Origin of the sequence: Blastococcus sp. CCUG 61487, assembly GCF_005222955.1 — a bacterium.
GTDB lineage: Bacteria > Actinomycetota > Actinomycetes > Mycobacteriales > Geodermatophilaceae > Blastococcus.
This window is the reverse complement of sequence record NZ_LWUA01000247.1, coordinates 16,314-28,226: the sequence shown is the minus strand read 5'-3', so window position 1 is coordinate 28,226 and position 11,913 is coordinate 16,314. Positions and strand designations below refer to the sequence as shown.

Annotated in this window: 8 protein-coding genes; 6 read left to right on the top strand and 2 right to left on the bottom strand. The window is 75.7% G+C overall.

What is annotated here, in order from left to right; genetic code table 11:
- From A6V29_RS15035 to A6V29_RS15025, 3 genes are all read left to right on the top strand, one after another.
- Nucleotides 1-1,999 (top strand): helicase C-terminal domain-containing protein (locus A6V29_RS15035; RefSeq protein ID WP_137161054.1); only part of this gene is annotated, 1,999 nt, incomplete at its 5' end.
- A gap of 69 nt (nt 2,000-2,068) precedes the next feature.
- On the top strand, nt 2,069-3,355 hold the full coding sequence (locus tag A6V29_RS15030) for an SAM-dependent methyltransferase (protein WP_137161053.1): 1,287 nt from the start codon (nt 2,069-2,071) through the stop codon (nt 3,353-3,355).
- 14 nt (nt 3,356-3,369) lie between these two features.
- Entirely contained in the window at nt 3,370-3,831 is a 462-nt protein-coding gene (locus A6V29_RS15025; RefSeq protein WP_137161052.1) for a PaaI family thioesterase, read from the top strand.
- A gap of 7 nt (nt 3,832-3,838) precedes the next feature.
- On the opposite strand, the gene A6V29_RS15020 is transcribed toward A6V29_RS15025, so the two are convergent.
- Nucleotides 3,839-4,567, bottom strand: coding sequence for a class I SAM-dependent methyltransferase (locus A6V29_RS15020; RefSeq protein ID WP_137161051.1), 729 nt, complete (start codon nt 4,565-4,567; stop codon nt 3,839-3,841).
- A gap of 121 nt (nt 4,568-4,688) precedes the next feature.
- Between A6V29_RS15020 and A6V29_RS15015 the strand changes: the two genes are divergently transcribed.
- From A6V29_RS15015 to A6V29_RS21985, 3 genes are all read left to right on the top strand, one after another.
- On the top strand, nt 4,689-6,374 hold the full coding sequence (locus tag A6V29_RS15015; RefSeq protein WP_137161050.1) for a DNA repair helicase XPB: 1,686 nt from the start codon (nt 4,689-4,691) through the stop codon (nt 6,372-6,374).
- Nucleotides 6,375-6,494: 120 nt separating this feature from the next.
- Nucleotides 6,495-6,899, top strand: a complete 405-nt coding sequence (locus tag A6V29_RS15010) for a nuclear transport factor 2 family protein (RefSeq protein ID WP_137161049.1) — start codon at nt 6,495-6,497, stop codon at nt 6,897-6,899.
- 211 nt (nt 6,900-7,110) lie between these two features.
- The gene (locus A6V29_RS21985; protein WP_137161048.1) at nt 7,111-8,901 is read left to right on the top strand and encodes a DEAD/DEAH box helicase; all 1,791 of its coding nucleotides are present in this window, start codon (nt 7,111-7,113) and stop codon (nt 8,899-8,901) included.
- Nucleotides 8,902-8,916: 15 nt separating this feature from the next.
- Here the strand turns inward: A6V29_RS21985 and A6V29_RS21980 are convergent, their stop codons facing one another.
- Nucleotides 8,917-11,907, bottom strand: a complete 2,991-nt coding sequence (locus tag A6V29_RS21980) for a helix-turn-helix transcriptional regulator (RefSeq protein ID WP_137161047.1) — start codon at nt 11,905-11,907, stop codon at nt 8,917-8,919.
- Between the last annotated feature and the right edge of the window lie 6 nt (nt 11,908-11,913).

Sequence of the window (11,913 nt, the reverse complement as noted above, 5' to 3'; positions counted from 1 at the left end):
CGCGGCTCTCCCCGACCTGCCCGACGACGTCCTGACGACGGCGCTCACCGCGCTGACCGACCGCGCGCTGCTCTGGGGCGACGACGTGCTGCGCGCCCCCGACCCGGTGCGCCGCGCGGTCCGGCACCCCGCCGGGCTCGGCCGGCGCGCGGTCGACCTACGGGTGCAGCTGCCGGCCGATCTCCCCGCGACCCTGGCGGAGCTGCCCGCCGAGGAGCGCGCGGTGCTCGACCGGCTGGCCGGTGACCGCCCGGTCGGTCACCTCCCCGAGACCACCGGCGGGGGGAGCTCCCCGGCCCGGAACCTGCTGCAGCGGGGGCTGCTCGCTCGGATCGACGCCCTGAACGTCGAACTGCCCCGCGAGATCGGCCTCGAGCTGCGCGGCGCGCAGCCCTTCGGCCCGCCCCGGCTTCGGCCCGAGCCGGACGTGGTCACGCGGGACCCGGCGGTGCTCGACCGGCAGGCGGCCGGCGCGGCGCTGGAGTCGGTCGGCCGCGTCGGCGAGCTGCTGGTGCTGCTCGAGGACGAGCCGGCCGGGCTGCTGCGCAGTGGCGGCGTCGGGGTCCGGGACCAGAAGCGGCTGGCCCGGCAGCTGCACGTGACCGAGCCCGAGGCGGCCTGGCTGCTGGAGCTGGCGTTCGCGGCGGGGCTGCTCGACGTCGGCGGCCCGCACCGTGACGAGTGGCTGCCCACCCGGGCCTACGACATCTGGCGCGAGCAGGACCTCGCCGACCGCTGGGCGACGCTGGCCTGCGGCTGGCTGACGTCCGTCCGGCTGCCCGGGCTGGTCGGGCAGCGCGACGTGGCGGGCAAGGCGGCCAACGCCCTCTCCCCCGACCTGGTGCGGCACACCGCGCCGGCGATCCGCCGCTCGGCGCTGGCGGTGCTCGCCGAGTACTCCCCCGGCACCGGGCTGGCGGCCGACGACCTGGTCGCGCTGCTGCGCTGGCGGACGCCGCGCCGGGCCGACCGGCTGGCCCCGGTGCCCGGCATGCTCGCCGAGGCGGCGCGGCTCGGCGTCGTCGTCGGCGGGGTGCTGTCGTCCGGCGGCCGGGGGCTGCTCGCCGGTGGTGAGGACGGCGCCGCGCTGGCGATGCGCGGGCTGCTCCCCGAGCCGGTGGACCACGTGCTCGCCCAGCCCGACCTCTCGCTGATCGCACCCGGCCCGCTCGTCGCCGAGCTCGCCGACACCCTCGCCGTCGTCGCCGACGTGGAGTCCTCCGGTGGCGCGACCGTCTTCCGCGTCTCGGAGTCCAGCGTCCGGCGGGCCCTGGACGCCGGCTGGTCGGCGCCGGACCTGCACGACTTCTTCGCCCGCGCCTCGCGCACACCGGTCCCCCAGGCGCTGGACTACCTGGTGGACGACGTGGCGCGGCAGCACGGCCGGCTGCGGGTCGGCGCGATCGAGAGCTACGTGCGCTCCGACGACCACGGGCTGCTCTCGCAGGTGCTCAACGACAAGCGGACCGCACCCGCCGAGCTGCGGCGCCTCGCGCCGGGCGTCCTGGTCAGCGGGCTGGGCGCCGACGAGGTGCTGTCGGTCCTGCGCGAGGCCGGCTACGCCCCCGCCGGGGAGCACCCCGGCGGTGGCGTCCTCACCCGGCCGCCGGCCCGCCCGCGGGCCGCCGGACGCCGCACCGGCAGCGAGGGCCAGGCGGCACCGCGCCACCTGACCGACGACGAGCTGGCCGCCACCGTGCGCGAGGTACGCGCGGGGGACGCCGCCGTCGCCGCCCGCCGCGGTGAGGCCGTGCGCCAGGTGCCGGGGGTGACCACCGCCTCGACGCTGGAGCTGCTCTCCCGGGCGGTGCGCGAGGGCACCCCGGTGTGGCTGGGCTACGTCGACGCGCAGGGCAGCGGCAGCCAGCGGGTGGTGCAGCCGGTGTCCCTGGCCGGCGGCTTCCTGCAGGGCTTCGACGACCGCCGGGGCGAGAGCCGCACCTTCGCCGTCCACCGCATCACGTCGGTCGCGCTGGTCGAGCCCGACGAGGCCGGCTGACGGCTCCCCTTCCGCCCACCCGCCCGTCCGGGCCATGATCGCGCGGAGGCGCTGACCGGGGAGGGGCGCATGTGGGGACGGCGAACCGTCGCGGACCGGCTGGTCCAGGCGCTGGGCGCGGTGCTCGGGACCGACGACGTCCCGCTGCGCCTGCGGGCGTGGGACGGCTCGCAGGCCGGCCCGCCCGGGGCTCCCGTAGTGGCGGTGCGGTCCCGCCGCGCGCTGCGGCGGCTGGCCTGGGAGCCGGGGCAGCTGGGGCTCGCCCGCGCCTACGTCGCCGGCGAGCTCGACATGGAGGACGACGTCTTCTCGACATTCGCCGCGCTGCGGTCGGCGAGCCTGCCCGCCGGGGCCGGCCCGGGAGCGCCCGACGGGCTGCGCCGGCGGCTGCGGCTGGTGGGCACGGCGCTGCGTCTCGGGGCGATCGGCCCGGAACCCCCGCCGCCCCCGGAGGAGGCCGACGTCTCCCGCGCCGGCCGGCGGCACTCCCGCCGGAGGGACGCCGCGGCGGTCTCGCACCACTACGACGTCGGCAACGACTTCTACGAGCTCGTCCTGGGCCCCTCGATGGTGTACTCCTGCGCCGTCTGGGCCGCGCCCGAGGTCGGGCTGGAGGCCGCCCAGGAGGCCAAGCTCGACCTGGTCTGCCGCAAGCTGGGGCTCGGCGAGGGTGACCGGCTGCTCGACGTCGGGTGCGGCTGGGGCAGCCTGGCGATGCACGCGGCGCAGCGCTACGGCGCGACAGTCGTCGGCGTCACCCTGTCCGAGCAGCAGGCGCGGCTGGGCCGCAAGCGGGTGGCGGAGGCCGGGCTGACCGACCGCGTCGACATCCGGGTGCAGGACTACCGCGAGGTGACCGACGGCCCCTTCGACGCGATCAGCTCGATCGGCATGTCCGAGCACGTCGGGCACGCGGAGCTGCCGGGCTACGCGCGACGGCTGCACGACCTGCTCCGGCCGGGAGGACGGCTGCTCAACCACGCCATCGCGTGGAACGCGGGGACCGGCGTGCACACCCCCGACTCCTTCATCGGCCGGTACGTGTTTCCGGACGGCGAGCTGCTGGGCCTGGGCGAGACCGTCCGGCTGCTGGAGGACGGTGGCGCCCTGGAGGTACTCGACGTCGAGGCGCTGCGCCGGCACTACGGCCTCACCCTGCGCGCGTGGGTGGCCCGGCTGGAGACGGGCTGGGACGCCGCGGTCGCGTCGGCCGGCGCCGGGCGGACCCGGGTGTGGCGGCTGTACATGGCGGCGTCCGCGCTGGCGTTCGAGGCCGGCGACATGGGCGTGAACCAGGTGCTGCTGCAACGCCCCGGCGGGGCACCGCCTCCGCTGCGCCGCGCCGCCTGGGTCTGAGGTTTGCTGGGGGCATGACCGACTCCCCGCCCAGCATCCAGGAGCGACTCGTCCCCGACCTGACCTGCTTCGGCTGCGGGCCCGCCAACGAGCGCGGGCTCCGGTTGCGCAGCTACCCGGAACCCGACGGCGTCGTCGCGACGTTCGCGCCGTGGCCGGAGCACGACAACGGGCTGGGCTACCTCAACGGCGGGATCATCTCCACCGTCCTGGACTGCCACAGCGCGGCGGCGGTGCTGCACGAGGCCGACGTCCGCGGGTGGGGTGCGCTGCCCGGTGCGGCGCTCGCCTACGTGACCGCCGGGCTGGACGTGCGCTACCTGCGGCCGGCTCCGCTCACCGAGCCGGTGTCGCTGCTGGCCGTGGTCACCGAGGCGGGCGAGGACCAGATGACCGTGGACGTGCAGCTGGGCTGGGACGGCAAGCCGCGGGCGACGGCGGTGGCCGTGTGGAAGCGCTGGCGGCCGCGAGCCTGAAACCGGCTCAGCCGGCCGGACGCAGCACAACGGTGCACGCCGCGGCCGGATCGCCGCGCACGGCTGCGACGGCCAGCCCGGCGTCCTCCGCGAGCGCGCGGAACCCGTCGGCGGTGTGCCAGTGCAGCGTCCACGTGCGCTCGACGACCTCGCTGCCCCCGCCGATGTGCCGTTCGTAGCGCAGCAGCGCGTGCTGCGTGCGGCGCTGCTCGTCGCGTTCCTCCGCCACGACGGAGAACCGCAGCAGGGCGCCGTCGGCCGCCCGCGCCTCGCGGACCCGGCCGAGCCGGGCCGGGTCGGTCGGCCGCGGGACGTCCAGCGGGACGACGGCGGTCCCGTCGTCGGCGAGGTGCCGGCGGACGGCCTGCAGCGCGGCCGCCGCGGTGTCGTCGTCGGGCAGCAGGGTGAACGTGGGCCCGGCGAGGAACACCGTCCGGTACCGGCGTGGCAGGTCGAGGGCCTCCATCCGCTGGCGGTGCAGCACGACGTCGAGACCGGCGTCGGCCGCGGCCTGCCTGCAGCGGGCGAGCATGTCGGCGGAGGAGTCGACGCCCTCGACGTCGAGACCTTGCCGGCGCAGGTCGAGCAGCGGTTCGCCGTCGCCGCAGCCGAGCTCCAGGGCGGGCTCGCCGTGGCGCCGGACGAGCGCGGCGCAGTACTCCGCGTCGGGTCGGGCACCCTTCAGCGGCCCGTAGAGCTCGGCGACGAGCCCGGTGTAGAAGTCGGCGGCCTGCACGGGTCCAGCGTGGCCGGCCGGTCAACCGGTTTCGCACCGGAAGGGACCGTCGTCCTCCGGCGTTACCGTGGGGAGTCCGGCGCGAACGACTGCGCCCGAACCCCCGACCGAAGGTGTGTGCGTGAGCGACGGCCCGCTGATCGTCCAGTCGGACAAGACCCTGCTGCTGGAGGTCGACCACCCCCTGGCCAAGGACTGCCGCGCCGCGATCGCGCCGTTCGCCGAGCTGGAGCGGTCCCCCGAGCACGTGCACACCTACCGGGTGACGCCGCTCGCGTTGTGGAACGCCCGCGCCGCCGGGCACGACGCCGAGCAGGTGGTCGACGCGCTGGTGCGGTACTCGCGCTACCCGGTGCCGCACGCGCTGCTGGTCGACGTCGCCGACACGATGGACCGCTTCGGCCGGCTCACCCTGGCCAACAACCCGGTGCACGGACTGGTGCTCACCTCCACCGACCGCGCGGTGCTCGAGGAGGTCGTCCGCTCGAAGAAGGTCGCCCCGATGCTCGGTGCCCGCATCGACGAGGACACCGTCGTCGTGCACGCCGCCGAGCGCGGGCGGCTCAAGCAGGCGCTGCTGAAGATCGGCTGGCCGGCGGAGGACCTCGCCGGGTACGTCGACGGCGCCGCGCACCCGATCGAGCTCGACCAGTCCGGCTGGCACCTGCGCGACTACCAGCAGGAGGCGGTCGACGGGTTCTGGGCCGGCGGCTCGGGCGTCGTCGTCCTGCCCTGCGGTGCGGGCAAGACGCTGGTCGGCGCGGCGGCGATGGCCGAGGCGAAGGCGACCACGCTGATCCTGGTGACCAACACCGTCGCCGGGCGGCAGTGGAAGCGGGAGCTCATCGCCCGCACGTCGCTGACCGAGGACGAGATCGGCGAGTACTCCGGCGAGCGCAAGGAGATCCGCCCCGTCACGATCGCGACCTACCAGGTGATCACCACCCGCCGGAAGGGCGAGTACCGGCACCTGGACCTCTTCGACGCGCAGGACTGGGGCCTGATCGTCTACGACGAGGTGCACCTGCTGCCCGCGCCGATCTTCCGGCTGACCGCCGACCTGCAGTCCCGCCGCCGGCTCGGGCTCACCGCCACGCTGGTGCGTGAGGACGGCCGCGAGGACGACGTCTTCTCGCTGATCGGGCCGAAGCGCTACGACGCCCCGTGGCGGGACATCGAGGCGCAGGGCTACATCGCGCCGGCCGAGTGCATCGAGGTGCGGGTCTCGCTCGACGACGAGGAGCGGATGACCTACGCCGTCGCCGAGCCCGAGGAGCGGTACCGGATCGCGGCCACCGCGCAGTCGAAGCTGCCGGTCATCCGTCGCGTGCTGGAGCGCCACCCCGACGAGCCCTCGCTGGTGATCGGGGCCTACCTCGACCAGCTCGAGGAGCTCGGCGCGGCGCTGGACGCCCCGGTGATCCAGGGCTCGACCACCAACCGGGAGCGGGAGAAGCTCTTCGACGCCTTCCGCGCCGGCGAGATCCGCACGCTGGTCGTCTCCAAGGTCGCGAACTTCTCCATCGACCTGCCCGAGGCCGCCGTCGCCGTCCAGGTGTCGGGGACGTTCGGATCGCGGCAGGAGGAGGCCCAGCGGCTCGGCCGGCTGCTGCGACCGAAGGCCGACGGGCGGCAGGCGCACTTCTACACGGTGGTCAGCCGCGACACCCTGGACGCCGAGTACGCCGCGCACCGCCAGCGGTTCCTGGCCGAACAGGGCTACGCGTACACGATCGTCGACGCGCACGACCTGGCCGGCCCGGGCGAGGTCAACGGCCCCGACTGGGTGGACGAGCCGGCAGACTGAAGAAGGACCCCCTCGCCCCCCAACCCTCGCTCCGCTCGGGCCGGGCCCCTGCGAGGGGGCCGGGGGGCGACGGCCGTTAGCGTGATCGACGACGACGATCCCCCCGAGAGGCAGGTCCCCATGGACGAGCTCCAGCAGCTGGTCGCCGAGAACGAGATCCGCAACCTGGTCGCGCGCTACGCCCACCTGATCGACGACGCGCAGGTCCAGGAGTGGAGCGAGCTGTTCGCCGAGGACGGCCGCATGCATGCCTTCGGGATGCCGCTGGAGGGTCGCGCCGCGCTGTCCGAGTGGGTCACCGGCGTCCTGGCCGGCCCGAAGCTGCGGCACGTCATGGGCGGCACGCACGTCGTCGTCGACTCCGCCACCGAGGCGCACGGGTCGGCCGACATGGTCCTGCTCGCGGCCAACGAGGGGGCATGGGTCGTCGCCGCGGCGCCGCGCTACGTCGACAAGTACGTGAAGACCGCCGAAGGCTGGCGGTTCGCCGAGCGCATCCTCGAGGACCGCAGCGCCGCGAGCTGACCCCTCTGCGGAGGCGCCTGGGATGCCCGTGACCGGCGGGGTGACGAGCCGGTCCGCCACGGGCATGAGGATCCCCACACCCGCACCCTCTTGACTTGCGTTTCCGCAGGTCGGCGCCTCGTCGCCGGCCTCTATACGTCGCCGGCGGCGGGGCGCGCGGGAAGCCTCCGGTTGGGCGTGTTGGGGCCGCGGCAGCGAAGATGGACCGGTCATGGGGAGTGCATTGCGAGCGGAGGCCACGAGCCCGCAGACGAACAGCCGACCGCTCCGAGCGTGGCAGCAGGCCGCGCTCGCGCAGTACGAGGAGCAGTCCCCCAAGGACTTCCTGGTCACCGCGACGCCGGGCGCGGGCAAGACCACCTTCGCGCTGACGCTGGCGTCGCGGCTTCTTTCCCGCCGCGAGGTCGCGCGCGTGATCGTGGTCTGCCCGACCGACCACCTGCGGATGCAGTGGGCCGACGCCGCCGACGCGATGGGCATCGTGCTCGACCCCGGCCTCACGAACGCCGTCGGCCCCGTCCGCGCCGGCACCCAGGGCTACGTGACCACCTACGCGCAGGTCGCCGGCAAGCCGATGCTGCACGCCGCCCGCGCCACCGCCGTCAAGACGCTGGTGATCCTGGACGAGGTGCACCACGCCGGTGACGGTCTCTCCTGGGGCGAGGCGGTCGAGGAGGCGTACGCCTTCGCCGCCCGCCGGCTGTGCCTGACCGGGACGCCGTTCCGCACCAAGCCCGACGAGCGCATCCCCTTCGTCCGCTACGAGGAGGACACGTTCGAGGGCGACGACGGCGAGGGCGGCGTCGGGCTGGTCAGCCGCGCGGACTACACCTACGGCTACAAGGAGGCGCTGGCCGACGACGTCGTCCGGCCGGTGGTGTTCGCCGCCTACACCGGGACGTCGCGCTGGCGGAATTCCGCGGGCGAGGTCGTGGCCGCGTCGCTGTCCGAGGCCGGCACGCGGTCGGTGGAGATGCAGGCGTGGCGGACGGCGCTGGACCCCAAGGGCCAGTGGGTGCCGCACGTCATCGCCGCCATGGACGACCGGATCACCCACCTCCGCGAAGACGGCGGCATGCCCGACGCCGCCGGGCTGATCCTCGCCAGCGACCAGGACGACGCCCGCGCCTACGCCAAGATCGTCCGCCGGGTGACCGGCAAGGCCCCCGAGCTGATCCTCTCGGACGATCCCAAGGCGTCGAAGAAGATCGAGCGCTTCGCGAACGGCTCGGCCCGGATCGCCGTCTGCGTGCGGATGATCTCCGAGGGCGTCGACGTCCCGCGGGCCGCCGTCCTGGCGTGGATGACGTCGTACCGGACGCCGCTGTTCTTCGCGCAGGCCGTCGGTCGTGTGGTCCGCTCCCGATCGCCGCACGAGTCGGCGACGGTGTTCCTCCCCGCGGTGCGGCCGCTGCTCGCGCTCGCCGCGTCCATGGAGGAGGAGCGCAACCACGTCATGCCCCCGCCGCGCAGCCAGACCGACGAGGAGCTGGAGGCGCTCGACCTGCCGCCGCGGGAGCCGCGCGAGGGCGAGCTGAAGCAGTGGGAGGCGCTGGAGGCCGACGCGCGGTTCGCGCACGTCCTGCACAGCGGGACGGCGCACACCGGTGAAGGAGCCGGCGCGGCGGTCGTGGTGGGCGAGGAGGACGAGGAGTTCCTCGGCATCCCCGGCCTGCTCACGCCCGCGCAGACCGCGGAGCTGCTGGCCAAGCGCGACGAGGAGCTGCGGCTGCGGATCGCGGCCAGCCACCGGGAGGCGGCCGACGACGTCATGGTCGTCGAGGACCACCCGGACGAGGACGACGCCGGCCGCTCCTGGCGCGACGCCGCCGAGCTGCGGCGGGAGATCAACAAGCTGGTCAACCGGGTGGCAGCACGCACCGCCCAGCCGCAGGCCGTGGTGCACACGCAGCTGCGCCAGTCGGTGCCCGGCCCGCCGTCGGCGTCGGCGTCGGTCGACGTCCTCCGCGCCCGCCGGGAGCGCCTCCGCACCATGCTCTGACGCGCCCTCGCGTGCCTAACTCGTAGGCAGGAGGCCGCGCTGGGCGGCGATGGCGACGGCCTCGGTGCGGCCGTTGGCGCCGAACTTGGCCAGGATGTTGCTGACGTGCACGCTCGCCGTCTTCTCGCTGATGTAGAGCTCGGCGCCGATCTGCCGGTTGGTCCGGCCCTGCGCGAGCAGCGCCAGCACCTCCGCTTCGCGCGGCGTGAGCACCGCGGCGACCTCGGTCGCGCGCACGCCCCCGACGTCGAGCCGGCCCCGCCGGACCAGCGCCTCGACGGCGTCGCGCAGCGGCGCCGCCCCCAACCGCACGGCGACCTCGTGGGCAGCGCGCGCCTCCTGCTGCGCGCCGGACCTGTCCCCGGTGGCCAGCAGCGCCTCGGCCAGCCGCCAGCGCGACCGCGCCTGCTCGTAGACGTGCCCGAAGCCGAACGCCTCGACGCACGCTCGCCACAGCTCCGGCGCCGGCTCGCCCCGTAGCCGGGCGTCCTCGGCCAGCACGCGCGCGTGCCAGGCCTTGCCCTCGACGCCGGGCGCACCGAACGTCGCGACGTAGACGTCGACGGCGGACCGGGCCAGCTCGACGAGCGGCTTGGCTTCGCCCATCCAGTGCTCCGCCGTCGCCGCGTCACCCACGAGACGGGCGGCTGACGCGGCGTCCGCCGCCGGGGCGAGCGCCGTCGCCACCATCCGGAGCACCCCCAGGTGGTCGGTGTCCCAGATCTCCCGCAGCCGGTTCGTCGCGGTCGTGCACACCGCCAGCGCGGTGGCCGGATCCCCGGTCCAGGCGGCGTGGTCGATCTCCGCGGCTGCCGTGACGAGGATGAGCAGGACGTGCGCGTCGAGCCTGGCCACCTGCGCCCGGGCCCAGTCCAGCCGCTCGCGGACCTCCGGCGCGCCCCGTCCCACCAGCACGAGCAGCGCGGCCGCGCGCAGGTGCGCGGCCATGTCGGGCACCCGGGCCAGCTGGTCGGCCTCGGCCAGGCTCTCGTCCCACCGCCCCGCCATGTAGAGCGCGGTGACCCGGAGGTGCCGCAGCTCCACCGGGTAGAAGGCCCACTCCATGCCCTGAGCTCGGGCCTGCTGGACCGCCCGGCCGGTGAGCTCGACGACCTCGTCCAGCTCGCCGTCGTCGAGGGCGAGGGTGGCCATGTTGAACAGCGCTCGCATCTCGACGTCGACGTCACCGGCGCGGCGCGCCCGCACCCGGGCGTCCTCGAGCCGCCGCCGGACCCAGTCGAGGTCTTCCCCCGGCCGGTTCCCCGTCTGCGAGATCGCCGTGTCGGCCCAGGCGCTGTCCAGGCCCAGCACGTCGGCCGCCGCCAGCGCCTCCTCGGCCGCGCCGTCGGCCTCCTCGAGCAAACCCATCGCGTAGCTGATCCGCGCGTGGGTCGCCGCGGCCCACGTCCGCACCTCCGACGGCGGATCGGCGGGCACCAGCCGCAGCGCTGCGGCGCTCTGCTCGTACGCGCCGGCCAGGTCCTCCACGCGCACCATCGCCTGGGCCAGTCGGTAGTGCACCCGCGCCCGCGCGGTCGGATCGCCGTCGGGGCCGAGGCTCTCCAGCGCGGACCGGAGCAGCGCCAGGGCGCGGTGCAGCTCCCCCGCGGCCCGGGCGGCGACCGCCGTCTCCTGCAGCAGCGCGGCGTGGTCCCGGCCGGCACGCTGCGCGGCATCCGGCACCGCGGACCACAGCGCGAGTGCGGCCTCGAGGTGCTGCGCCTGCTCGGCGGGGGCGCCGACACGGCACGCGTCCTCGGCCGCCTCGAGCGAGGCCGTGAGCGCCCCGGGCAGGTCGTTGCTCCCGCGGGCGTGGTGTGCGCGCTCCCCCGCGGTGCCCGCGCCGGGGTGCGCGGCCAGGTAGCCGGCGATGGCGGCGTGCAACCGGACGGCCTCGCCGGGGAGGAGGTCGGCCAGCACGGCTTCCCGCAGCAGCGCGTGCCGGAACCGGTAGCGGCCGTCGTCGGAGACGACCAGCAGGTGGTGGTGCACAGTCTCGGCCAGCGCTCGTTCCAGCTCCTCGGCCGGCAGGTCGACGACGCCGGCCAGCCACTCGTGCCGCACGCGGCGCCCGGCCACGGCGGCCACGCGCAGCACCTGCTGGGCCGCTGGGGAGCGCTGCTCCACCCGGGTCATGAGGACGTCGGCGAGCGCCCACGGCAGCGCCTCGCCGTGCACGCCGGCGGCCACGAGCTCCTCGGCGAAGAAGGCGTTGCCCTCCGCCCGGGCGACGACGTCGTCCAGCGCGCTCTCGCTCAGCCCGCCGGACTCCTGCGCCCGCCCGCAAACCAGGTCGCGCAGCGCGGCGGGCGGCAGCGGCGCCAGGTCGATCCGCTCCACCCCCGGCTGCCGGACGAGCTCGGCCAGCAGCGGCCGCAGCGGATGGCGGCGGTGCAGGTCGTCGGAGCGGTAGGAGACGACGACCAGGATCGGCTCGTCGACCAGGCGGGCGAGCAGGTACCGCAGCAGGTCGCGGCTGGAGCGGTCGGCCCAGTGCACGTCCTCCAGGACCAGGAGCAGGGGCGTGGCCGCGGCGAGCTCGCACAGCAGGTGGGCCAGCGACTCGAACAGCTGCAGCCGGCCGTCGTCCGTCGGTTGGGGCGCGGCCCGGTGCGGCAGCGGGCGGCCGAGGTCCTGCCCCTCTCCCGGCGGCCGGACCGGCACGACGGCGCCCGGCTGGCCGGCCAGCAGGGCGGCGAGCACGGGGTTCTCGCGCGACGCCGGTGCCAGCTCGGCGTCGGCGGCGACCGGCCGCAGGAGGTCGACGAAGGGGAGGTAGGGCAGGCCGACGTCGCCCAGGTCCACGCAGTGGCCGGTGAGCACCCGCAGGCCGGCGGCGACGGCGCGGCTGCTCAGCTCGTCGACCAGCCGCGTCTTGCCGACCCCCGCGTCACCGCCCAGCAGGACCGCCGAGGAACGGCCGGCGGCCGCGCGGTCGACGTGCGAGATCAGCCGGGCGAGCTCCTCGTCCCGGCCGACCAGCGGCGCGTCGTCCCACCGTGACACGCCGGG

Excerpts from the sequence above, each read along its gene's own strand:
- A6V29_RS15010 (WP_137161049.1), top strand. The coding sequence starts at position 6,495 with ATGGACGAGCTCCAGCAGCTGGTCGCCGAGAACGAGATCCGCAACCTG.
- A6V29_RS21985 (WP_137161048.1), top strand. The coding sequence starts at position 7,111 with ATGGGGAGTGCATTGCGAGCGGAGGCCACGAGCCCGCAGACGAACAGC.
- A6V29_RS15030 (WP_137161053.1), top strand. The coding sequence starts at position 2,069 with ATGTGGGGACGGCGAACCGTCGCGGACCGGCTGGTCCAGGCGCTGGGC.
- A6V29_RS15025 (WP_137161052.1), top strand. The coding sequence starts at position 3,370 with ATGACCGACTCCCCGCCCAGCATCCAGGAGCGACTCGTCCCCGACCTG.